The organism is Roseateles sp. L2-2, assembly GCF_050613215.1.
GTDB classification, from domain to species: Bacteria; Pseudomonadota; Gammaproteobacteria; order Burkholderiales; family Burkholderiaceae_C; genus Roseateles; species Roseateles noduli.
Genome location: NZ_CP192509.1, coordinates 4,043,725 through 4,065,411 on the forward strand (window position 1 = coordinate 4,043,725; position 21,687 = coordinate 4,065,411).

Genomic DNA, 21,687 nt, shown 5'->3' on the forward strand with positions numbered 1-21,687 from the left:
GGCTGCCAATCTAGGCGCAAAGCACAGCCGTAGCAGCGCTACGGCGAGCATTTGCAACGACGAGTGGCCGCCCCTGCGCGCCACGAGCAGTCACGTCAGCGGCAAGGTGATGACGAAGCAGCTTCCACCGCCTTCGCGGGCGTCGCAACGCACGGTGCCCTGATGGGCCGTCGCGATCTGTTTCACCAGGCTCAGGCCCAGGCCGACGCCGCCGGACACCTCGGCATGGCCGGGTAGCCGGAAGAAGGCCTCGAAGATCCTCTCGCGCATCGGTTCAGGCACGCCCGGGCCACGATCGCAGACCTGCAGCTCGACGCGATCCTGCCCGGCGCGACGCACCTTGAGCTCGACGACGGGTCCGCCGTAGCGGCGAGCGTTCTCCAGCAGGTTGCGCAGCGCGCGGCGCAGCAGGCGATCGTCGCCGTTCAGCGGCAGGCGCTCGATGCCTTCCTCGATCTCCAGCTCGGCGTCGCCCAGCGCGGCGGACTCGGCGGCGATGGCCAGCAGATCGACCGGCTCCAGCCTCAGCGACTGCGCGCCGCCTTCGAGGCGGCTGGCCAGCAGCACTTCCTCGACCAGCGCGTCGAGCTCGACGATGTTGGTGTTGATCTCCTGCCCCAACCGCGCGCGCTGCGCGGGGGACGCATCGTCCAGCATCGAGAAGGCCATCTTCAGCCGCGCCAGCGGCGAGCGCAGCTCATGGCTCGCGTTGGCCAGCAGGCTCTTCTGCGATCTCAGCAGCGCTTCGATGCGTTCGGCGGCGAGGTTGAAGCTGGTCGCCAGCGCGGCGACCTCGTCCTTGCCGTTGTCCTGCACGCGGAAGCTCAGGTCGCCGGAGCCGAACTGCTCGACGCCCGCCTTCAGCGATTCCAGCCGGCGCGTGAGCCGGCGCACGACCGGATAGGCGCCGACGGCGACCGCGATGAACAGCATCGCCAGCAGCACGGCCAGGGCCTCGCCGCTCGGACGCGGGATCCAGCCCGGCAGCCAGGAACCGTTCGCGGCATCCTCGCGGCGTTGCTGTTCCAGACGATCCAGCATGCGCTGGCGCATCTGCTCGACTTCCGGACGCGGTTCGCGCCGGATCGGCGTGCGGGCATCGTTCGGCGCCGGGCCGTCGACGAACGGATCGCGACGCTCACGTTGGATCCGGTGCGGACCGCTCGCGGCGCGCGCATCGGCTTCGAGCTTGTCCTGGCCGGTCGGTCCCGAAGCGCCCGGCGGCCTGGCCAGACGCAGGAACAGCAGATGCCGGCCGTCGTCCAGCGGCACGCGCTGCACGCGCGAACCGGGCAGGTCTTCGCGGCGCTCGAACAGCGGCGAGGCGCCGATGCGGCGCCCGCGCGAATCTTCCAACGCCAGCGCCATGCGCAGGCGCTGGCCCCAGTCCTCGACGGCGTCGGCCTGCTCGTCCGTGGACGCCGTCACCGGCGGCAAGGCGCGCTGCACCAGCACCGCGAGCGCTACCAGGCGCTCCGACGCGGCTTGCTCGAAGGTGCCGCGCTCCTGCTCGATGCGTCCCTGGAAGAGCCACGCCGAGCCGAGCGCAAACGCCAGCAACACCACCACGACGGTGATGTAGATGCGCAGGTACAGCGCCTTCACCGCGTCGCAGCTTTCATTCCAGGCCTTCGGCGTCCTGCTTGCGTGCGAACACGTAACCGGCGCCGCGCACCGTCAGCACGCGGCGCGGATTCTTGGCGTCGTCCTCGATGACCGAACGGATGCGCGAGATGTGCACGTCGATCGAGCGGTCGAAGGCTTCCAGCGGATGGCCCTTGAGGGCGTCCATGATCTGGTCGCGGGAGAGCACGCGGCCCGGACTCTGCGCCAGCACGACCAGCAGGTCGAACTGGTGGCTGGTCAGGTCGCAGGCGTTGCCGTCCAGGCGCACCTGGCGCGCGGCCAGATCGATCTCCAGACGACCGAAGCGAAGCACTTCGTCGCCCATGGCCTGCGGCTCGGTGCGGCGCAGCAGCGCCTTCACGCGGGCCTGCAGCTCCCGGGGTTCGAAAGGCTTGGGCAGGTAGTCGTCCGCGCCCAGTTCCAGACCGAGGATGCGATCCATCGGCTCGCCGCGCGCCGACAGCATCAGCACCGGCAGGCGGCGCCAGCGCTTGTCGCCGCGCAGCTGGCGGCAGAACTCCAGGCCGTCGCCGTCGGGCAGCATCAGGTCCAGGACCAGCAGCTCGAACTGGCCGGCCTCGAGCTCGGTGCGGCCTTGCGCGAGCGAGCCGGCGAAGCTGACGTCGAAGCCGGCGCTGCTGAGGTAGTCGCCCAGCATCGCGGTGAGCCGGGCGTCGTCGTCGATCAGGAGCAGTCGTGGGTTCATCGGGCGTTGCGGTGCAGCCACCGACCGGGCCGGATCGGCCAGGCCGCGCGCCGCGGACTCATCGAAAGACTGAAGCATAGCCGGCCTCGTGCGTTCAGCGGTCAGTGAAAGGCTTCGGGACCGGGTTGGCCTCGTTGGCGCCGCGGCGTTCCTTGGCGCGCTCGGCGCGGTCCTTCATGCGCTCCTTCATCTTCTCGCGCTGCTGGTTCTTCAGCTGGGCGATCTTGGCGCGCTGCTCGGGCGACAGGACCCGCGACGCGTCGATCATCGCCAGCGTGATGCGCTTGGATTCGACGTCATGGGACGCGTGCATCTGCTGGCGCACCTGCTCGACGGCGTTGGCGTCCACGGTCGGCGCGGTGAACAGCGCCTGCATGCGTTCGTGCAGCTGGCGGTCGGTGTCGCGCTGGGCCTTCAGGTCCTTGTGCGCGGCCTCGAAGATCTGCTTGATCTGGGCCTGCTGCGCATCGGTGACGCCGGCGTCCTTCAGCAGCTTGCCGTGCATGGGGCCCATCGGGCCGAAGCCGGGACCGCCGAAGTCCGGACCGCCGCGGTGCATGCCGTGCGGCGGGGGCGGCGGCGCGTCGCCGGGGGCCGGCTGGGCTTGGGCCGCCAGGGCGGCCACGCTCATCGTCGCGGCCAGGGCCAGCATCTTCAGGGGGCGGGAGAAGCTCTTGACCATCTCGGAATCTCCAAATCGTTCTGGGGTGAGGAAATGGTCGGCGGCGCGCGTCAATTGGCCGTGGGTGTCCCGTAAAGATTCGTGAAATGAATCGACCCCAATGAAAAACGCCCGCGGCGCCTCTTGAAATCGAGACATCGCGGGCGCCTGGCAAGACCTGCCCCAGAGGGCCGGCCTGACGGCTGGGAGCCGAGAAGATTAAGTGATGGGCTTGAAGCGCACGCGCTTGGGACGCGCGCCTTCTTCGCCGAGGCGCTTCTTCTTGTCAGCTTCGTACTCGTGGAAGTTGCCGTCGAAGAAGAACCACTGCGAATCGCCTTCGCAGGCCAGGATGTGCGTGCAGATGCGGTCCAGGAACCAGCGATCGTGGGAGATCACCATCGCCGAGCCGGCGAACTCCAGCAGCGCCTCTTCCAGCGCGCGCAGGGTTTCGACGTCCAGGTCGTTCGACGGTTCGTCGAGCATCAGCACGTTGCCGCCCTGGGCCAGGGTCTTGGCCAGGTGCAGACGGCCGCGTTCACCGCCGGACAGCTGGCCGACCATCTTCTGCTGGTCGTTGCCCTTGAAGTTGAAGCGTCCGATGTAGGCGCGCGACGGCATCACGAACTTGCCGACGATGATGTTGTCCAGACCGCCGGAGACGTCTTCCCACACGGTCTTGTTGGCGTCCAGGCTCTGGCGGCTCTGGTCGACGAAGGCCAGCTTGGCCGTCTTGCCGATCTTCACCGTGCCGCTGTCCGGCGTCTCGACGCCCTGGATCATGCGGAACAGCGTCGACTTGCCGGCACCGTTGGGGCCGATGATGCCGACGATGGCACCCGCCGGGACCTTGAACGACAGGTTGTCGATCAGCACGCGGTCGCCGAAGGACTTGGTCACGCCTTCGAACTCGATCACTTCATTGCCCAGGCGCTCGGCCACGGGGATGAAGATCTCGTTGGTCTCGTTGCGCTTCTGGTAGTCGACGTCGCTCAGTTCCTCGAAGCGGGCCAGACGCGCCTTGCTCTTGGCCTGGCGGCCCTTCGCGTTCGAGCGCACCCACTTCAGCTCTTCCTTCATCGCCTTGGCGCGGGCGTCCTCGGTCTTCTGTTCCTGCTCCAGGCGGCGTTCCTTCTGGTCCAGCCAGTCGGAGTAGTTGCCCTTCCAGGGGATGCCGTGGCCGCGGTCCAGTTCCAGGATCCACTCGGCGGCGTTGTCCAGGAAGTAGCGATCGTGGGTGATGGCCACCACGGTGCCGGGGAAGCGCTGCAGGAACTGCTCCAGCCACTCGACCGATTCGGCGTCCAAGTGGTTGGTCGGTTCGTCCAGCAGCAGCATGTCGGGCTTGGACAGCAGCAGGCGGCACAGCGCGACGCGGCGCTTCTCGCCGCCGGACAGCACGCCGATGTTGGCGTCCCACGGCGGCAGGTTCAGCGCGTCGGCGGCCAGCTCCAGCTGCAGGTCGGTGTTCTCGGAACCGGCGGCGGCGATGATGGCTTCCAGCTCGCCCTGCTCGGCGGCCAGCGCGTCGAAGTCGGCGCCGTCCTCGGCATACGCGGCGTAGACCTCGTCCAGGCGCTTCTTGGCGGCCAGCACGCCGCCGATGCCTTCCTCGACCGCTTCACGCACGGTCTGGTCCGGGTTCAGCTGCGGCTCCTGCTCCAGGTAGCCGATCTTGATGCCGGGCATCGGGATGGCCTCGCCCTCGATCTCCTTGTCGACGCCGGCCATGATCTTCAGCAGCGTGGACTTGCCCGAGCCGTTCAGGCCCAGCACGCCGATCTTGGCGCCGGGGAAGAAGGACAGCGAGACGTTCTTGAGGATGTGGCGCTTCGGAGGAACCGTCTTGTTGACGCGGTTCATCGAAAAGACGTATTGAGCCATGGCGATGGTTCTTCAGCGTTTCGTGGGTTGACCTGGGGGCCGTTCGGCGTGCGCCGGGCCCTGCGTGGGCGGCGAGGCGCCCGGGCAATAGTCGTGCATTGTCGCAGCTTCCGCCGGTGCCCATAAACTCGACGGCCCTTCCCCGTTCCCTCAGAGCTCAGAGATGACCACCATGCTGTTCCGTTCCATCTCGCGCACCGCCTCCGTTCGTTCGCGCACAGTCGGCGCCCTGGCCGCGATCCCGCTCACGATGGCCCTCCTCGTGGGCAGCGCGCACGCGCAGACGCTGCGCTGGGCCAGCCAGGGCGACATGCAGACGGCCGACCCGCATTCGCAGAACGAGATCGTCACCAATGCGATGAACGGCCAGGTCTACGAGCGCCTGGTCTCCCGCGATCGCAACCTGAACCTGGTGCCGGGTCTTGCCACCGAGTGGACGCAGCTCAAGCCGACGCTGTGGCGGCTGAAGCTGCGCCAGGGCGTGAAGTTCCAGGACGGCACGCCGTTCACGGCGGACGACGTGGTGTTCTCGATCAACCGGGCGAAGGATCCGTATTCGCAGATCAGCGTCTACGCGCAGGCCGTCGGCACGCCGAAGAAGATCGACGACTTCACGGTCGAGTTCCAGCTCGACAAGGTCAATCCGATCTTCCTGCAGCACCTGGACACGCTGTTCATCATGAGCCGCAAGTGGTGCGAGCAGCACAACGTGGTCAAGCCGCAGAACTTCAAGGACAAGCAGGAGACCTACGCCGCCACGCATTCGAACGGCACCGGGCCGTACGCGATGGTGGCCCGCGAGCCCGGCATCCGCACCACCTTCAAGCGCAACCCGGCCTGGTGGGGCAAGTTCGACGGCAACGTGCAGGACGCGGTCTACACGCCGATCGCCAACGACGCGACGCGCCTGGCGGCGCTGGTGTCGGGCGAGATCGACTTCGTGCTCGACCCCTCGCCGCGCGACATCCCGAAGCTGAAGCAGACGGCTCAGGTCAAGGTCCAGGAAGGCCCCGAGAACCGGATCGTGTTCATCGGCATGGACCAGTCGCGCGACAAGCTGCTGTACGGCAAGGTGCCCGGCGACAAGAACCCGTTCAAGGACCTGCGCGTGCGCCAGGCGCTGTACCAGGCGATCGACATCAACACGATGCGCACCAAGCTGATGAACGGCCTGAGCCTGCCCACAGGCGGGCTGACGCCGTCGCCGCTGGGCGCGTTCAGCGACCCGCAGCTGGAGACGCGCCTGCCCTTCGACCTGGCCGCGGCGCGCAAGCTCATGGCCGACGCCGGCTACGCCAACGGCTTCGAGGTGACGCTGGACTGCACCAACAACCGCTACATCAACGACGAGCGCATCTGCCTGGCGCTGGCGTCGATGTGGGCGCAGCTCAAGGTGAAGGTGAGCGTCAACGCGCAGCCGCGCGTGCTGATGTTCCCCAAGCTGGAGAAGCTCGACACCAGCCTCTACCTGTACGGCTGGGGCGGCAGCATCACCGATGCGGAAGTCGCGATGACGCCGCTGATGCGCAACCGCGGCGAGAAGTCGGTCGGCCAGTACAACTTCGGCAACTGGCACGACGACAAGTTCGATCAGCTCGCCGCCGCCTCCAGCGAGGAAGCCGATCCGAAGAAGCGCGAGGAACTGATCAAGTCCGCGCTGCGCGAGTTCCGCGCGCAGACGCACCTGATCCCGTTGCACCGCCAGATGATCCCGTGGGCGACGCGCGCCAACGTGACGGTCATCCACCGCCCCGACAACTGGTTCGAACTGCGCTGGGCCTCGGTCGCCCCGAAGTAAGCCGTTGGCTCACTGCGTCGGCAGCTGGCCCTCACCCCTGCCCTCTCCCGCAAGCGGGAGAGGGGGCCACCCCAGTGGTCCTGCGGCCAATGCCTCGGTGCATTCTCACTCCCTCTCCCGCTTGCGGGAGAGGGCGGGGGTGAGGGCCAGCGGCCGTCGAAGGACTTCAGCGCAGCGGCGGATCGAACAGATACCCGATCCCGCGCACCGTGCGGATCAACGGCGAACTCGGATCGTCGTTGAGCTTCTGCCGCAGCCGCGAGACCATCAGGTCGACCGACCGCTCCAGCGCGGTCACGCCGTCGCCACGCGCCAGATGCAGCAGCTCCTGCCGCTGCAGCACGCTGTGCGGCCGTTCCAGGAACGCCCGCAGCAGCTTGTATTCGCTCTGCGAGAGCACCACGCAGAACCCGCCCGGGCCCGACAGCCGGCGCGTCATCGGTTCCAGCTTGAACCGGCCGAACATCAGCACCTCGGCCGCGTCGCCCTCACGCGGCCGCAACAGCGCCTTGATGCGCGCCTGCAGCTCCCTCGGCTCCCCGTCCTTCGCGAGCACCGCATCCGCCCCGCGTTCCAGCGCCAGCACCCGCTCCAGCGTGCTGTCGTGCTGCAGCAGCACGATCACCGGCATCCGCGATCGCTGTCTGAGTCGCGTCAGCGCGCCCCAACCCGCCTCGCGGGCGTCGCTCGGATCGATGAGGGCCAGGTCCACCGGCAACAGCGGGACGCGGTCCAGCAGGGCCGCCTCGCTGCTGTCGGTGACGCGGAAGCCCCAGGCCCGCATCAGCCCGGCGAATCGCAGGCGCGCATGCGGGTCGGGGTCCAGCAGCAGCAGATGGGTGCCGGCGGCAGGATCGGGAAACAGGGCGCTCATGACGATGGGACAAGTGGACACATTGGCGCAAGACTATGCCGCTGCAATCGCGTTTGAACCCCGATCAGGACGGGCCTCACCGCCCTTTTTACCCGCGGTTTACCGCACTGAAACACGGCTGCGGACACGGACACGCTTGCCTGAGTGAGGGCTGTCACCCAGCTTGCTGAAAGCTGTCCGGATCCCCGTTTTTCCGCAGCGCCGGTGCCGCCCATCGCCCAAGCCTCGGACCGGTGCCGCTGCACGGTCGGATCGACGCCCCGAACCGATCGCTCACCAGGGCGACAGACCCCGTCAGCTACAATGGCCCCATCGCCGCGGCTCAGTCTTGCCGCGGCTTTATCTTTTGAGCTCACGCTCTCCCACGGCAGCCGAAGACTGGCGCCAGGCCCTCACCGGGTCGGCGTGCTGCACACAAAGCCCGTTCGGGCACCAACAAAGCAGCTTATGAGTTTTGACGCATTGGGGCTCTCCCAGCCCCTGCTCCGCGCGATCGCCGATGCCGGCTACTCGACCCCCACCCCCATCCAGAGCCAGGCGATCCCCGCCGTGCTCACCGGCGGCGACCTGCTGGCCGGCGCCCAGACCGGTACCGGCAAGACCGCCGGCTTCACCCTTCCCCTGCTGGAACGCCTGTCCGCCGGCAAGCCCGTGCGTGACGCCAAGGGCCGCCCCGCGATCCGCGCGCTCGTGCTGACCCCGACCCGCGAACTCGCCGCCCAGGTCGAGGAAAGCGTGCGCACCTACGGCAAGTACCTGCCGCTGACCAGCATGGTCATGTTCGGCGGCGTCGGCATGAACCCGCAGATCAGCCAGCTGCGCAAGGGCGTGGACATCCTGGTGGCGACACCGGGCCGCCTGCTGGACCACGCGCAGCAAGGCACGCTGGACCTGTCCAAGGTCGAGATCCTGGTGCTGGACGAAGCCGACCGCATGCTCGACATGGGCTTCATCCACGACATCAAGAAGGTGCTCGCGCTGCTGCCGGCCAAGAAGCAGAGCCTGCTGTTCTCGGCGACCTTCAGCGACGAGATCAAGGCGCTGGCCGACCGCCTGCTGGACAACCCGGGCCTGATCGAGGTCGCGCGCCGCAACGCGACGGCCGACACCATCGCCCAGCGCATCCACCCGGTCGACCGCGACAAGAAGAAGGAACTGCTGGCCCACCTGATCACCAAGCACGACTGGCATCAGGTGCTGGTGTTCACGCGGATGAAGCACGGCGCCAACCGCTTGGCCGAGTACCTGGACAAGTCGGGCATCACCGCGATGGCGATCCACGGCAACAAGAGCCAGGGCGCCCGCACGAAGGCGCTGTCCGAGTTCAAGAGCGGCGACCTGAAGGTGCTGGTCGCGACCGACATCGCCGCGCGCGGCATCGACATCGACCAATTGCCGCACGTCATCAACTACGAGCTGCCCAACGTCGCCGAGGACTACGTGCACCGCATCGGCCGCACCGGCCGCGCCGGCGCGCAAGGTGAAGCGCTGTCGCTGGTGTGCGTGGACGAGGAAGGTTTCCTGCGCGAGATCCAGAAGCTGATCAAGCGCGAGATCCCGCGCGAGGTCGTGCCGGGCTTCGAGCCGGATCCGAACGCCAAGGCCGAGCCGATCGTGCTGGGCCGCATGGTGCTGAACGGCGGCCTGGGCAAGTCCTCGGGCTCGCCGCGTCCGGCGGGCGGCGGCGGTGGTGGCCGTCGCGGCGGCGGCGGCGGTGGCGGTGGCCGTTCGCAAGGCCAGGGCGGTCGTCCGCAGGGCGGCGGTCAGGGTCAGGGCCAAGGTCGTCCGGCACAGGGCGCCCAAGGCGGCGGCCAGAGATCTGGCGGCCCATCGCAAGGTCAAGGCGGTCAGCGCCAGGGCCAGGGCGGACAAGGCCAGGGTCAAGGCCAACGCCAGACGCAGGGTCAAGGCGGTCAGCGTCAAGGCCAGGGTCAAGGTCAGGGCCAGGGCCAGGGCAGCCGTCACGGCAGCCAGGGCAACCGTCCGGCAGGCGCGGCGCTGACGCGTCCGAAGTCGAACTCCTGATCACGGACTCCTGATCACGGACTCCCCGTGATGCAACGGCGCCTTTTCAGGCGCCGTTGTCGTTTCCGCCTTCCAATGCCCAGACGCCGTGGAGATCACGTTGGGCATACTCCCGGCCATTCCTGCGAACCATGAAGACCGCGCCCATCCTTCCGGCCCGCGTCGATTTCTCCGGCGCCATCCCGAGCGCGCCGGACTTCGGCGACACGTACCACGCCCCGTCCGGGGCGTTCGCGCAGGCGCGGCAGGTGTTTCTCGGCGGCAATGGACTGCCCGGACGATGGGCCGGCCGACGACGTTTCGTCGTGCTCGAAACGGGCTTCGGGCTCGGCAACAACTTCCTCGCCACCTGGGCCGCGTGGCGCGACGATCCGGCTCGCTGCGAGCGGCTGGTCTTCCTCAGCATCGAGAAGCATCCGCTGACGCGGCCCGATCTCGAACGCGCGCACGCGGCCTCGTCGGAGCCGGAACTGTCTCGGCAACTGCTCGACGCCTGGCCGGCGCTCACGCCCAACCTGCACACGCTGGACTTCGAAGGCGGTCGCGTCCGGTTGATGCTGGCATTCGGCGACGCGCATGAGTGGATGCCGGAGCTGGTCGCCTCGGTGGATGCGTTTTTCCTCGACGGCTTCGCGCCGGCGAAGAACCCCGACCTGTGGGACCAGACCGTTCTCAGGCAGGTGGGCCGGTTGGCCGCGCCCGGCGCCACGGCCGCGACCTGGAGCGTCGCCCGCGGCGTGCGGGACGGCTTGACTGCGGCAGGTTTCGAGGTCGAGAAGCGCCCCGGGATAGGCGGTAAATGGCAGAACACGGTGGCGCGCTTCACGCCCCGCCATCGGCCGCCGGTGCCACCGGGCCGGACTGCCATCGCGCCGGACGCCAGGGACGTGCTGATCATCGGCGCCGGTCTGGCGGGCGCGGCCTGCGCGCGCGTGCTGGCACGCGAAGGCCTGCGCGTCACGGTCCTCGAAGGCGGCGCCACGACCGCGCCTCAAGCCTCCGGCAACCCGGGCGGACTCTTCCACGGCACGCTGCACGCGGAAGACGGTCCGCACGCCCGCTTCAGCCGTGCGGCCGCGCAGGCGACCGAGCGCGAGTTGCGCCGCCTCTCGCCTGCCCTGCCCTGGCTGCAATGGGGATTGCTGCGCGTCGAGCGGGATCCCGACGCGTTGACGCCGATGCAGGCGCTCCTCGCCCGGAGCGGCCTGCCCGCCGACTATGTCCAGGCCCTGAGCGCTGAGGCGGCGAGCACCAAGGCGGGTCTCGCATTGAGCCAGCCTGCCTGGTTCTTCCCGGGCGGCGGCGCGGTGTCGCCGCCGGCACTCGTGACGGCGTGGCTCGACGATGCGGCCGAGGCGGCTGGATCGGACGGGTTCCAGCTGCACCTCCATTCGCCGGTCGCGCGCCTGCATCGTGACGATGCGAATGGTCGCTGGTCGGCACTGGATGGTGCCGGCGACATCATTGCGACCGCCGACGCCGTCGTCCTGTGTGGCGGCATCGGAAGCGGCTCGCTGGCATCCGACTGGACGGCCGGGCCGCCGTGGCCCTCCGTGGCGCAACGCGGGCAGTTGAGCGTCACGCCGCAAGACCGGGCCCCGCCGCCCTTGGCCGTCCCCGTGGCAGGGCTGGGTTACGCGCTCAGCCTCCCCGACGGCGTGATGTGCTTCGGCGCGAGCACCGACGGCGGCGACATGGATCCTGCCCTTCGTGCCTCGGACCACGCGGAGAACATCAGTCGGGTGCGTGCGCTGCTGCCGTCGGCCGAGATTCCGGAGGATCTGCCGCTCGCGGGTCGCGTGGGTTGGCGCAGCCTCGTGCCGGACCGGCTGCCGATCGTCGGCGCCCTGCCGGCCAGGATGCCGGAACGCCGCGCCGAGCAGGCGCGCTTCTGGCCGCGTCAGCCCGGATTGATGGTGGTGGGCGCCCTCGCCTCGCGCGGGATCACCTGGGCGACCTTGTGCGCCGAACTCGTCGCCGCGCAGATGACCGGCGCGCCCTGGCCGGTCGAAGCAAGCCTCGCGGAGGCGCTCGATCCGGCCCGCTTCGCCGCCAAGGCGCACCGGGTCACGACGTAGATCGCCTGCCGCAGATCGCCTGCTCGCGCTGCGCGACCGGCGCCTCGTCGACCACCGTCGCCAATGCCAGGGCATCCCGACCGCGCTGGGAGAGCTGGAGCATCGGCGCCATGGCCGTCACGACGGCCGCCGCCGCCACGATCGACGTCAACGCGACGCCGACGCCCCACTTCAACAAGTTGGTGAAGGCCTGATGCATGTCCGATCGCAGGCTGCCGATCTCGGCACGCATTTCGGCACGCAAGATGCCGATCTCGTGCTTGAGTTCCCCGCGGATTGCACCCACTTCCTGCTGCAACTGTTCTCGCGTCGCCAGGGTCGGCAGCACCACATCCAGGCGCGTCTTCAGCATCTGCACCTGCAACGCCAGTTCGGCGTTGCCGGCCATCGCGCCGGCGCGCTGCCCGTCTTCATTGAACTGCATGAACTTCTCCATCGCAATGACGGGCGCCCTCGCCCGTCCCAGGCAATCACTCTGCCACTGCGTCAGAGATGCGCAATTCAACTTCCGGGGGAAACAACGGGGGATTCGATCCCCCTTTGCGCGGCGTCAACTCCCCTCGTCATTTCGGGGGGTCAGGCCTTGACGGCGTCCACCGGTTTGCCGTCGGTGCCGGTGCGCACGACGTAGCTCGTCACCTCGCGCGACACCAGCATCGGGATGATGGTGCCGAAGCCCAGGCGCTGGAAATGCTCGCAGGCGCGGTGGTCGTCCAGACCGCTCGCATCGGTGTACTGCTCGAGGATCACGTAACGGTCCGGATCCTGCGGCGAGCGGTAGAACGCATAGCCGAGATTCTTCGGCTCGCGGCGCGTGGCCGCTGTCAGTTCGACGAGCAGCGCGCCGACCTGGTCGCCCAGGCCCGGCTTGACGTGGTAATGCGCGATGACCTGCAGGAAGCTGTCGCCGGAGGCGGTCGCTGACGGGGTCGTCGAAGCGTTCGGGGAAGTCGTGTCGGACATGGCGGAGCTCGGCGTCGGGCCGGGTGTCGTGACGGATGGCGCATTGTCCGGCGCCCCAACGCCGAACCATTTAAGTTTCATCACGTACCCGTCGATATGGAGCGAAGGTGCCATCAAGGGCGCTGCGCGCCCGCATGGGCGCAGGCACACGAATCCAAACGGATCCAAGCGGATTCATATTCCGGGAGACACATTCATGATTCATCTCGTGGCGGGCCGATCGATCGGCCAGCGGCTCGGCGTGGTGCTGGGCCTGGTGCTGCTGATCGCCTTCGTGGGCTCGGGCCTGAGCTACCTGGCCCTGGGCCGCGTGGCCGCCGAGACCGACGTGATGCTCAACCAGGATCTGGCCGCCGAGCGCGTCGCCTCCGACTGGTACCGCAACATCACCAACGGCGTGAACCGCACCAGCGCGATCGCCGTCAGCGCGGATCCCAGCCTGGCGCAGTTCTTCGCGACCACGTCCGCGGAATCGACCAAGCAATCGGGCGAGCTGCAGAAGCAGCTCGACGGCTACATGGTCACGCCGGAGGAACGCAAGATGTTCGAGACGCTCAGCGAAGCCCGCAAGGGTTACCTGAGCACGCGCGACGCGGTGGCCGCGGCCAAGAAGGCCGGCGACGCCGACAAGTCGCGAGAGGTCTTCGACCGCGAGTTCCAGCCCGCCGCGGCCAAGTTCCAGGAAGCGATCCAGGCGATCGTGCAGCACAAGCGCTCGCTGCTGGACGACGCGGCCAAGCAGCTCGACGCAACCAACGGCCGGGCGCGGACGGCGCTGCTGGTGTTCTCGCTGGTCGCGCTGGGTCTGGGCGTGTGGTTCGCCGTCTCGCTGACGCGGTCGATCACCGGCCCGCTGCGCGGCGCCGCCGAAGTGGCCGACGCCATCGCGCACTTCGACCTGACGCAACGCGTGCCGCAGGGCGGTCGCGACGAAACGGGACAACTGCTGGGATCGCTGGGCGGCATGCAATCGCAACTGCTGAAGCTGATCGGCGACGTGCGCGGCTCGGCCGAGAACATCGGCACGGCCAGCGCGGAGATCGCCACCGGCAACCACGACCTGAGCGCGCGGACCGAGCAGACCGCGTCCAACCTGCAGGAAGTCGCCGCGTCGATGACGCAGTTGACGGGCACGGTGCGCCAGACGGCGGACTCGGCGATGACGGCCAACCAGCTGTCGAGCTCGGCCGCGGAAACGGCGCAACGCGGCGGCGCGGTGATGGGTCAGGTGGTGAGCACCATGGGCGACATCAGCAACAGCTCGCGCCGCATCGCCGACATCATCGGCACCATCGACGGCATCGCGTTCCAGACCAACATCCTGGCGCTGAACGCCGCCGTGGAAGCCGCGCGTGCCGGCGAACAGGGCCGCGGCTTCGCGGTGGTCGCGAGCGAGGTGCGCTCGTTGGCGCAACGCAGCGCGGAAGCGGCCAAGGAGATCAAGACGCTGATCGGCGCCAGCGTCGAGCGCGTCGAATCGGGCTCGCGCCTGGTGGAAGACGCCGGCGGCGCGATGACCGAGATCGTGGCCAGCGTGCAGCGTGTGGCGGACATCATCGGCGAGATCAGCGCCGCATCGCGCGAGCAGAGCGACGGCATCAACCAGGTCAACGCGGCCATCGGCCAGCTGGACCAGATGACGCAGCAGAACGCCGCGCTCGTCGAAGAATCGGCCGCTGCGGCGGAGAGCCTCAAGGAGCAGTCGCAACGACTCGCTACCGCGATCTCTGTGTTCCGACTGCGCTGAGCGCTCCTGAATCAGGATGAAGAACGAGGCCCCGCGGGGCCTCGTAGTCATTGGTCAACCGTGACTGGCATGCCCCCCTCTCCAGTCAAAGCGCGAGCGGCAGGCAGATACTTCTACAGAATCGTCACCATCGTGGAGGCCTCAGCCTTGGACAACGGTGGCAGAGGTGAGCGATAGCACGTGTCGTTGCGGCGCTCATGCGCCCGAAGGACAGCACTCATTTCCGGGGTGGAAAGCTGGAGGTCTGCACTGACGCGCGCGATCGCCATTGCGCGGCCAGCCTCCTTGGTCCTCACTTCATAGTGTTCGAGCACCGCCTGTACCACTTGGTGGTAGCCCTCGTAGGCGTTCGTGAAGATCTGCATCGGATGCGTCTTCACTGGCGCACCAGCCAACAAGGTCTTCGCCAGCGCCAGAAACGCCTCCGCATTGCTGAGAAAGCCACCTACGGCGCCAGGCGTCGGGCTCACCTGCTCAAGGGCCCGCCTTTGAATCAGATTCTCGTACTCCACCGGTCGTTGCATGAGTCACCACCTGCAGCCTCGGGCCGCCGACGATCTGGCGAATGACGGGGTCGCTCTCGACCAGATCTCGCCATTCGACCGGGTCGTAGAGGACAAATTGCAATGAACGTTGGAGGCGCGACTGCAACTTGTCTGCTGCCTCGATCAGTTCCAGATGCGTGACGTCTCCGATCACCATCACGTCGATATCGCTCCTGCCCGTGTCGAGTTCCTTCGCCACCGAGCCGAAGACGAACGCCTCCTCGATCCTGTCCGCGAATGGCGCCAGGGCCTCCTCGATGGGCCGGGCCAGACCGAAGGTCTTGAGTGCGATGCTGCTGAGCTCGGGAAAAAGAAAGAACTCGGTATTGGCACGGATGCTTCGCTGCCGGCCCTGTCGAGGTCCTTCGACCAGTACGCCTGCCACGAGCAAGCGTTCGATCTGCAGTTGCGTACTGCCTCGCCCGCTACCCGCCTCCCGCAGCAATTCAGCGAGCGTGAAGACCCGATCAGGGGCAGTGAGCGTGATCCCCAACACGCGTTGCACGGTCGGGGTGAAAAGGAAATCAGCGGCGCTCATGGCCTTCCCGCGAGGGGGTGAAAGGCCAGATGCTATCAAAATCCACAAATTATGGATTCATATCCATAATTTGTGGATTTGCCCGACGCTCCCGCGTCAGGGTGGATCTTGTTCAGAACGTCATCGTCTTCACGCCCTGCGCCGTGCCCAGCAGGCACACGCCGGCCTTGTTGCGCGCGAAGACGCCGACGGTGACCACGCCGGGCCACTGGGTGACCTCGGCCTCGAACGCGGCCGGGTCGGTGATCTTCAGGCCCTTGACGTCCAGGATCTGGCAGCTGTTGTCCGTCACGCAGTCCTTGCGCAGCACCGGCTCCGCACCCATCGTCCGGAAGCGGCGCGCGATCTGCGCGGCGGCCATCGGGATCACCTCGACCGGCAGCGGGAAGCCGCCCAGCACGTCGACCAGCTTGCTCTCGTCGGCGATGCAGACGAAGGTCTTCGCCAGGTCGGCGACGATCTTCTCGCGCGTCAGCGCGGCGCCGCCACCCTTGATCATGCTCCCCTGGCGGTCGATCTCGTCGGCGCCGTCGATGTAGACCTGCAGCGACTCCACTTCCGACGCGTCCAGCACCGCGATGCCCAGCGCCTTCATGCGCTCCGTGCTGCGCACCGAGCTCGACACCGCGCCCGAGATGCGGATCGCACTCGCGGCCAAGGCGTCGATGAACTTGTCCACCGTCGATCCGGTGCCCACGCCTACCACCGTGTCCGGCGTCACGTACTGCAATGCGGCCTGGCCGACCAGGGTCTTCAATTCGTCTTGGGTCATGAGAGGAGCGAGCGACGGCTCGTCGTAGATGGCGAGGGAGGAAAGGCGGGATTATCTCCGCCGCTCAAAGACGCTCAGGCGGGCGACGACCGCAGCCCGTACACCTTGCCGCCGACGAACAGGTACTCCGCCCGCAGCACCGCCGCGCCCTGCTCGCCCGGCGCGGCGAAGCCGATCACCGACACCTCGGTGCCAGGTCTGATCTCCTCGACCTTCCAGGCCTCCAGCCGCGTCAGCGGCGCGAGTTCGACCTCCCAGCGCCGGTCGCGCCGCGTCGGCACCTGCGTCTTCGCCAGCAACGCCTCGCCGTCGACGGCGGTCGTCTGCTTCGGCAGCGTCCGCTGCTTCAGGTCCGCGGGCAGCACGAGCCGCTCCGGCACGTCCAGATCGAGTTCCGCATGCGGATTGCGCCAGGTGACCTTGGCCGCGCGGCCTTCGAGGTACAGCGGACGATCCTGGTCGAAGCCGCTCCACCCGTGGTGGGCGCGGACAGTGGCGGGCATGAGGGGCGCGGCCGCGAGCGCGGCCAGCAACAGACGACGTTCCATCGGAGCCTCCCGGAAGGAAGAGAAGGAAGAGAAGGACGCGCCGGCGGGCGGGATGTCGGACGAGCGCGTCAGACGAACGCGATCCAGCGCCCGCAGATGATGACAGCGACCCAAATCCCCAACGACAGCAGGCATTGCCAGCGCCCGAGGCGGTCCTGCGCGCGGACGCCGCCGCGCCAGTGGAACCACGCCGCGTTCAGGCCCGCCAACGCGATCAGCGCGACCTTGATCCGCAATGCCGGATTGACCCACAGCTCCTGCGGCTGGATCGCGAACATCGCCGCACCCGACACCGCGCACAACCCGAAGCCCGCGAGCGCCGTGGGAATCGCCAGCCGCGCCAGCGAGGACGGATCCAACTCGCGCCGCAGACCCAAGGTTCTCAACTCGAAGATCAGCAGACCGCCGAAGAGCGCGCCGAGTCCGATCAGGTGCACGACGGAGAACGCCGGGTAAGCCCACGGATGGGCCACCAGCGTCGTCATCGTGCTCCACATGCGGTCAGGTCGCGCGACGCTCGCGTCGTTGACGCACCGCAGCGGCCAGCGAGCGCATCAGCGGCTCGGTCTGGCTCCAGCCCAGGCAGGCGTCGGTGATGGACACGCCGGGCAGCAGGTCCGCCTTGGTCTGCCCCGTCAGCAGGTCCTGGCGACCCGGCTGCAGGTGCGACTCGACCATCACGCCGGTGATGCGCTCGTCGCCGCCGGCGATCTGCGCGCCGACGTCGTGACCGACGTCGATCTGGCGCTCGTATTTCTTCGACGAGTTCGCGTGCGAGAAGTCGATCATCAGCTGCTCGCGCAGCCCCGCCGCCTTCAGGACCTCGGCCGCCGCCTGCACCGAGGCCGCGTCGTAGTTCGGCGCCTTGCCGCCGCGCAGGATCAGGTGGCAGTCGTCGTTGCCGCGGGTCTCGAAGATCGCGGCCAGGCCCATCTTCGTCATGCCCATGAAGGCGTGGCTCGCGCGCGCCGCCAGCACCGCGTCGGCGGCGATCTTCACCGAGCCGTCCGTGCCGTTCTTGAAGCCCACCGGGCAGGACAGACCCGACGCCAGCTGGCGGTGGCTCTGGCTCTCCGTGGTGCGCGCGCCGATGGCGCCCCAGGCGATCAGGTCGGAGATGTACTGCGGCGACAGCAGGTCCAGGAACTCGGTGCCCGCGGGCAGGCCCAGCGCCGTCACGTCCAGCAGCAGCTGGCGCGCCAGCCGCAGGCCTTCGTTCATGTGGAAGCTGCCGTCCAGGTGCGGGTCGTTGATGTAGCCCTTCCAGCCCACCGTCGTGCGCGGCTTCTCGAAGTACACGCGCATCACGATCAGCAGGTCCTGCTGGAGCTCGCCGCGCAGGTCCTTGAGCAGCCGGGCGTAGTCCATCGCCTGACCGTGGTCGTGGATGGAGCACGGCCCGACGATGCACAGCAGCCGGTCGTCGCGGCCGTGCAGCACGTCGCTGATCTCGCGGCGCGCGGTCTCGACGACCTTCAGCGAGGCCTCCGGCAGCGGCAGCTCGTCGAGCAGCAGCGCCGGCGAGATCAGCGGACGGACCGCATCGATGCGGGTGTCGTCGGTGCGGGTGTCGTCGCGGGTGGAATCGGCGGAACCGATCTCGCGATCGTGCTGCGGGTGGTCGAGGTGCTTCATGGCGGCGGCGGTGCGCCCTCTCGGGCGCGGAAACGCGAAATGGAACCGCGGATTATCCGCCCGACCGGGACATCGCGGCGAGTCCCACCGAGGTCGCCGACACGACGAAGCCCGCCAGCGCCAGCGCGCCGAAGTGCTCACCCAGCAATCCCATGCCCATGAGCGCCGACACGCCGGGGATCAGGTAGAAGAGCTTGGCCACCGCGCCGGCCTGGCCGCGCCGGATCATCACGAACATCAGGCTGAACGCGCCGATCGAGTTCACCAGGCCCAGCCACAGCGTCGAGCCGACGAGCTCCAGGCTCCAGTCCGGCCCGCCGGGCTCGCGCCAGAGCGCCAGCGCCAGCACGGCGAGCGCGGAGACCGTCATCTGGATGCCGCTGCCGGTGCGCAGGTCCATGCCGGCGCAGAAGCGCTTCTGGTACAGCGTGCCGGCGACCAGGCCGGTCAAGCCCAGCAGCCCCGCGCCGTAAGCCATCCAGGCGCCACCGCCCAGGGGGCGGTCGACGATCACCAGCGCCACGCCGGCCGCGCCGCCGAGCATGCCCAGCCACTGCGCGACGCTCATGCGCTCGGCCAGCCACAGGTGGGCGCCCATGGCGGTGGCCAGCGGCATCATCCCGATCAGCAGCGCCGCCACGCCGGTCGGCAGGCCCCAGGCGATCGCGCAGTAGACGCCGGAGAAGTGCAGCACCTGCATCAGCAGACCGACGACGCCGAGGTGGATCCAGGCCCGTGCGGTCTTGGGCCACGGCGCGCGCGTCGCCACCGACACCGCAAGCAGCACCACCGCCGCAAGCCCGAAGCGCAGCGCCAGCAGCGTGAACGGCCCCGCGTGCGGCAGCGCCAGCTTGCCGGCGACGTAGCCGGTGCTCCAGAGCAGGATGAAGAGCGCCGGCAGGCTCAGCGCGACGAACGCACCGAGAGGGTCCACCCGCGCGGACGCAGGCTGCGCGGACGGGACGGGTGATGCGGACGATGCCGGCGGCCGATGCAGGGAAGCAGTCGTCAGAGTCGAGGTCGTCATGGCGAACTCCCAGTGAACAGCGATGGGATGAACTCTAGAAATCGAACGCCTTGGACACAATCCACTGTTGATTCGTTTTAGAGTTTCCAGATCGAGAACAATCGGAGGATCGCCATGGGACGCCTGGAAGACTTGCAAGCTTTCGCCCGCGTCGTGGACGCGCGCAGCTTCTCGGGCGCGGCCAAGCTGCTGGGCGCGACCAAGTCGGCCGTCAGCAAGCAGGTTGCGCGACTGGAACAGCAGCTCGGCACGCGGCTGCTGCACCGGACCACGCGCAGCATCAGCCCCACTGCGGAAGGCCGCAGCGTGTACGAGCGCGCCCAGCGGCTGATCGAGGAGGCGCAGGCGCTCGATGCGGAGCTCGCCGGCCAGCGCGAACAGCCGCGCGGCGTGTTGCGGCTCAGCACCTCCACCGCCTTCGGCAACCTGCAGTTCACCGCGCTGATGGCGGAGTTCTGCGCGCGGCATCCGCAGCTGCAGGTCGTGCTCGGGCTCAACGACCGCTACGTCGATCTCGCCGAGGAAGGCTTCGACCTCGTGATGCGGCTGACGGGGCGTCCGAGTCCCGGACTCGTCGCGCGCAAGCTGGCCGACATCCGCTTCGTGCTGTGCGCCTCGCCGGACTACCTCGCGCGGCACGGCACGCCGATGGCGGTCGCGGAGTTGGCCGAGCACCGCTGCCTGCGCTTCGGCTACCTGCATGCGCCTGAGCGCTGGCGCTTCCGGCATCCCGTCGACGGCGAGACGGAGGTGGAGATCTCCGGCGCGCTGCGCTTCGAAAGCGGCCTCACCGCCAACAGCAGCGAGTCGCTGCGCGTGGCCGCGCTCGCCGGCATGGGGCTGGCGGTGCTGCCGACCTACGCGATCGGCCGCGACCTGCGCGAGGGCCGGCTCACCGCCCTGCTCCCGGACTGGACGCCGCTGGGCGGACCGGCCGAGGCCGATGGGCTCTACGCCGTCTATCTGCCCAGCCGTTTCCCCAGCCCCAAGGTCCGGGCGCTGATCGATTTCTGTGTCGAACGATTCGGGGACGTCCCGCCGTGGGACCGCCCGGAACTTGCATGAAGACGGACTGTCGACGGGCCTCCTCCGGGCCCCGGCCCGTTCGGGCCACGGAGAGTCCCCCATCACCGTTCGCACGCCAGGAGTAGGCGCGACGCGGGCGGTTCGGGGCGCGATGCGACAATCCGCCCCCATCATGGCTCTCATCCCCTACGGCTTCGCCCGTCCCTTCCTGTTCGGTATGGATCCCGAACACGCGCACGAACTGACCCTGGGCAGCATCGCCCGTCTGCAGAACACCCCCGCTCAATGCGCCTGGGCGCAGACACGGGTCTCGGATCCGGTGACCGTCGCCGGACTGCGCTTCCCCAACCGCATCGGCCTGGCCGCCGGCCTCGACAAGAACGGCCGCTGCATCGACGGCCTCGGCGCGATGGGCTTCGGCTTCATCGAGGTCGGCACCGTCACGCCCAAGGCGCAGCCCGGCAACGACAAACCCCGCATGTTCCGCCTGCCCGCGAAGCAGGCCCTGATCAACCGCCTGGGCTTCAACAACGAGGGCCTGGACGCGTTCATCGCCAACGTCAAGCGCTCGCACAGCTTCCGCCACCACGGCGGGCTGCTCGGCCTGAACATCGGCAAGAACGCCGCGACGCCGATCGAGCGCGCGGTCGACGACTACCTGATCGGCCTGGAAGGCGTGTTCCCGCACGCCGACTACATCACCGTCAACATCTCCAGCCCCAACACCAAGAACCTGCGCCAGTTGCAGAGCGACGAGGCGCTGGATGCGCTGCTCGGTCCGCTGCAGGCGCGCCGCCTGGCGCTGCAGGACGAGAGCGGACGTCAGGTGCCGCTGTTCGTGAAGATCGCGCCCGACCTCGAAGAGGATCAGGTCGCGGTCATCGCGGCCAGCCTGAAGCGCCACGGCATCGACGGCGTCATCGCGACCAACACGACGATCTCGCGCGACGCGGTGCAAGGCCTGCCGCATGCGGCCGAGGCCGGCGGCCTGTCGGGCGCGCCGGTGTTCGAAGCCAGCAACCGCGTGATCCGCCTGCTGCGTTCGGCGCTGGGCGGCGGCTACCCGATCATCGGCGTCGGCGGCGTGCTCAGCGGCGAGGATGCCCGCGCCAAGCTGCAGGCTGGCGCGGACCTGGTCCAGCTCTACACCGGCCTGATCTACAAGGGCCCGGCGCTGGTGCCCGACTGCGCGAAGGCGATGGCGCGGCTCTGACGCCGCTTCCGCTCGACGTTC

General features: G+C 68.5%; 20 protein-coding genes. 6 read left to right on the plus strand and 14 right to left on the minus strand.

All coding sequences use genetic code 11. From position 1 onward, the window contains the following. Positions 1-90 precede the first annotated feature (90 nt). The 4 genes from ACQZ13_RS18155 to ettA form a co-directional block, all read right to left on the minus strand. Positions 91-1,605, minus strand: a complete 1,515-nt coding sequence (locus ACQZ13_RS18155; RefSeq protein ID WP_431046820.1) for a HAMP domain-containing sensor histidine kinase — start codon at positions 1,603-1,605, stop codon at positions 91-93. 13 nt (positions 1,606-1,618) lie between these two features. After that, a complete protein-coding gene (locus tag ACQZ13_RS18160) occupies positions 1,619-2,332 on the minus strand; it encodes a response regulator (protein WP_088407529.1) in 714 nt (237 codons plus the stop codon). A gap of 94 nt (positions 2,333-2,426) precedes the next feature. Beyond that, positions 2,427-3,014, minus strand: a complete 588-nt coding sequence (locus ACQZ13_RS18165) for a Spy/CpxP family protein refolding chaperone (RefSeq protein WP_431046822.1) — start codon at positions 3,012-3,014, stop codon at positions 2,427-2,429. Positions 3,015-3,212: 198 nt separating this feature from the next. Next, positions 3,213-4,877, minus strand: a complete 1,665-nt coding sequence (gene ettA / locus ACQZ13_RS18170) for an energy-dependent translational throttle protein EttA (RefSeq protein WP_088407498.1) — start codon at positions 4,875-4,877, stop codon at positions 3,213-3,215. 172 nt (positions 4,878-5,049) lie between these two features. Here ettA and ACQZ13_RS18175 point away from each other — a divergent pair, with 172 nt between their 5' ends. Beyond that, positions 5,050-6,675, plus strand: coding sequence for an ABC transporter substrate-binding protein (locus tag ACQZ13_RS18175; protein ID WP_431046824.1), 1,626 nt, complete (start codon positions 5,050-5,052; stop codon positions 6,673-6,675). 166 nt (positions 6,676-6,841) lie between these two features. Here ACQZ13_RS18175 and ACQZ13_RS18180 read toward each other — a convergent pair whose 3' ends face one another. Continuing rightward, positions 6,842-7,549, minus strand: a complete 708-nt coding sequence (locus ACQZ13_RS18180; RefSeq protein ID WP_088408908.1) for a winged helix-turn-helix domain-containing protein — start codon at positions 7,547-7,549, stop codon at positions 6,842-6,844. 447 nt (positions 7,550-7,996) lie between these two features. On the opposite strand from ACQZ13_RS18180, the gene ACQZ13_RS18185 reads away from it, so the two are divergent. Next, positions 7,997-9,574, plus strand: a complete 1,578-nt coding sequence (locus tag ACQZ13_RS18185) for a DEAD/DEAH box helicase (protein ID WP_431046827.1) — start codon at positions 7,997-7,999, stop codon at positions 9,572-9,574. 131 nt (positions 9,575-9,705) lie between these two features. Further along, positions 9,706-11,652, plus strand: coding sequence for an FAD-dependent 5-carboxymethylaminomethyl-2-thiouridine(34) oxidoreductase MnmC (mnmC, locus tag ACQZ13_RS18190; protein WP_431046829.1), 1,947 nt, complete (start codon positions 9,706-9,708; stop codon positions 11,650-11,652). Here the strand turns inward: mnmC and ACQZ13_RS18195 are convergent. Both ACQZ13_RS18195 and ACQZ13_RS18200 read right to left on the minus strand, forming a co-directional pair. Then, a complete protein-coding gene (locus ACQZ13_RS18195) occupies positions 11,642-12,088 on the minus strand; it encodes a hypothetical protein (RefSeq protein WP_431046831.1) in 447 nt (148 codons plus the stop codon). The two genes, mnmC and ACQZ13_RS18195, sit on opposite strands and share 11 nt — an antisense overlap. Before the next feature lie 140 nt (positions 12,089-12,228). Beyond that, positions 12,229-12,615, minus strand: a complete 387-nt coding sequence (locus ACQZ13_RS18200) for a putative quinol monooxygenase (RefSeq protein WP_431046833.1) — start codon at positions 12,613-12,615, stop codon at positions 12,229-12,231. 196 nt (positions 12,616-12,811) lie between these two features. Between ACQZ13_RS18200 and ACQZ13_RS18205 the strand changes: the two genes are divergently transcribed. Next, positions 12,812-14,362: a methyl-accepting chemotaxis protein gene (locus tag ACQZ13_RS18205; protein ID WP_331612848.1), complete on the plus strand. Its 1,551-nt coding sequence runs from the start codon at positions 12,812-12,814 to the stop codon at positions 14,360-14,362. Positions 14,363-14,475: 113 nt separating this feature from the next. Here ACQZ13_RS18205 and ACQZ13_RS18210 read toward each other — a convergent pair whose 3' ends face one another. The 7 genes from ACQZ13_RS18210 to ACQZ13_RS18240 form a co-directional block, all read right to left on the minus strand. Then, complete coding sequence (locus ACQZ13_RS18210; protein WP_431046835.1) at positions 14,476-14,886, minus strand: hypothetical protein; 411 nt, start codon at positions 14,884-14,886, stop codon at positions 14,476-14,478. Further along, entirely contained in the window at positions 14,837-15,445 is a 609-nt protein-coding gene (locus tag ACQZ13_RS18215; RefSeq protein WP_431046837.1) for a nucleotidyltransferase domain-containing protein, read from the minus strand. The genes ACQZ13_RS18210 and ACQZ13_RS18215 overlap by 50 nt, the downstream gene beginning before the upstream one ends. 112 nt (positions 15,446-15,557) lie before the next feature. After that, positions 15,558-16,217, minus strand: coding sequence for a ribose-5-phosphate isomerase RpiA (gene rpiA, locus ACQZ13_RS18220; protein WP_431046839.1), 660 nt, complete (start codon positions 16,215-16,217; stop codon positions 15,558-15,560). A gap of 74 nt (positions 16,218-16,291) precedes the next feature. Beyond that, complete coding sequence (locus tag ACQZ13_RS18225) at positions 16,292-16,765, minus strand: DUF6152 family protein (RefSeq protein ID WP_431046841.1); 474 nt, start codon at positions 16,763-16,765, stop codon at positions 16,292-16,294. 68 nt (positions 16,766-16,833) lie between these two features. Next, positions 16,834-17,262, minus strand: a complete 429-nt coding sequence (locus ACQZ13_RS18230; protein ID WP_431046843.1) for a hypothetical protein — start codon at positions 17,260-17,262, stop codon at positions 16,834-16,836. Between the two features lie 4 nt (positions 17,263-17,266). Continuing rightward, positions 17,267-18,400, minus strand: coding sequence for a 3-deoxy-7-phosphoheptulonate synthase (locus tag ACQZ13_RS18235; RefSeq protein WP_088408901.1), 1,134 nt, complete (start codon positions 18,398-18,400; stop codon positions 17,267-17,269). Positions 18,401-18,452: 52 nt separating this feature from the next. Next, on the minus strand, positions 18,453-19,427 hold the full coding sequence (locus tag ACQZ13_RS18240; protein ID WP_431046845.1) for a DMT family transporter: 975 nt from the start codon (positions 19,425-19,427) through the stop codon (positions 18,453-18,455). 114 nt (positions 19,428-19,541) lie between these two features. Between ACQZ13_RS18240 and ACQZ13_RS18245 the strand changes: the two genes are divergently transcribed. After that, on the plus strand, positions 19,542-20,492 hold the full coding sequence (locus ACQZ13_RS18245; protein ID WP_431046847.1) for a LysR family transcriptional regulator: 951 nt from the start codon (positions 19,542-19,544) through the stop codon (positions 20,490-20,492). Between the two features lie 133 nt (positions 20,493-20,625). Next, positions 20,626-21,666 (plus strand): quinone-dependent dihydroorotate dehydrogenase, encoded by a 1,041-nt coding sequence (locus tag ACQZ13_RS18250; protein WP_431046849.1) that lies wholly within the window; start codon positions 20,626-20,628, stop codon positions 21,664-21,666. Positions 21,667-21,687: the final 21 nt, after the last annotated feature.

Excerpts from the sequence above, each read along its gene's own strand:
- ACQZ13_RS18160 (WP_088407529.1), bottom strand. The coding sequence starts at position 2,332 with ATGAACCCACGACTGCTCCTGATCGACGACGACGCCCGGCTCACCGCG.
- ACQZ13_RS18165 (WP_431046822.1), bottom strand. The coding sequence starts at position 3,014 with ATGGTCAAGAGCTTCTCCCGCCCCCTGAAGATGCTGGCCCTGGCCGCG.
- ettA (WP_088407498.1), bottom strand. The coding sequence starts at position 4,877 with ATGGCTCAATACGTCTTTTCGATGAACCGCGTCAACAAGACGGTTCCT.
- ACQZ13_RS18175 (WP_431046824.1), top strand. The coding sequence starts at position 5,050 with ATGCTGTTCCGTTCCATCTCGCGCACCGCCTCCGTTCGTTCGCGCACA.
- ACQZ13_RS18180 (WP_088408908.1), bottom strand. The coding sequence starts at position 7,549 with ATGAGCGCCCTGTTTCCCGATCCTGCCGCCGGCACCCATCTGCTGCTG.
- ACQZ13_RS18185 (WP_431046827.1), top strand. The coding sequence starts at position 7,997 with ATGAGTTTTGACGCATTGGGGCTCTCCCAGCCCCTGCTCCGCGCGATC.
- mnmC (WP_431046829.1), top strand. The coding sequence starts at position 9,706 with ATGAAGACCGCGCCCATCCTTCCGGCCCGCGTCGATTTCTCCGGCGCC.
- ACQZ13_RS18195 (WP_431046831.1), bottom strand. The coding sequence starts at position 12,088 with ATGGAGAAGTTCATGCAGTTCAATGAAGACGGGCAGCGCGCCGGCGCG.
- ACQZ13_RS18200 (WP_431046833.1), bottom strand. The coding sequence starts at position 12,615 with ATGTCCGACACGACTTCCCCGAACGCTTCGACGACCCCGTCAGCGACC.
- ACQZ13_RS18205 (WP_331612848.1), top strand. The coding sequence starts at position 12,812 with ATGATTCATCTCGTGGCGGGCCGATCGATCGGCCAGCGGCTCGGCGTG.
- ACQZ13_RS18210 (WP_431046835.1), bottom strand. The coding sequence starts at position 14,886 with ATGCAACGACCGGTGGAGTACGAGAATCTGATTCAAAGGCGGGCCCTT.
- ACQZ13_RS18215 (WP_431046837.1), bottom strand. The coding sequence starts at position 15,445 with ATGAGCGCCGCTGATTTCCTTTTCACCCCGACCGTGCAACGCGTGTTG.
- rpiA (WP_431046839.1), bottom strand. The coding sequence starts at position 16,217 with ATGACCCAAGACGAATTGAAGACCCTGGTCGGCCAGGCCGCATTGCAG.
- ACQZ13_RS18225 (WP_431046841.1), bottom strand. The coding sequence starts at position 16,765 with ATGGAACGTCGTCTGTTGCTGGCCGCGCTCGCGGCCGCGCCCCTCATG.
- ACQZ13_RS18230 (WP_431046843.1), bottom strand. The coding sequence starts at position 17,262 with ATGTGGAGCACGATGACGACGCTGGTGGCCCATCCGTGGGCTTACCCG.
- ACQZ13_RS18235 (WP_088408901.1), bottom strand. The coding sequence starts at position 18,400 with ATGAAGCACCTCGACCACCCGCAGCACGATCGCGAGATCGGTTCCGCC.
- ACQZ13_RS18240 (WP_431046845.1), bottom strand. The coding sequence starts at position 19,427 with ATGACGACCTCGACTCTGACGACTGCTTCCCTGCATCGGCCGCCGGCA.
- ACQZ13_RS18245 (WP_431046847.1), top strand. The coding sequence starts at position 19,542 with ATGGGACGCCTGGAAGACTTGCAAGCTTTCGCCCGCGTCGTGGACGCG.
- ACQZ13_RS18250 (WP_431046849.1), top strand. The coding sequence starts at position 20,626 with ATGGCTCTCATCCCCTACGGCTTCGCCCGTCCCTTCCTGTTCGGTATG.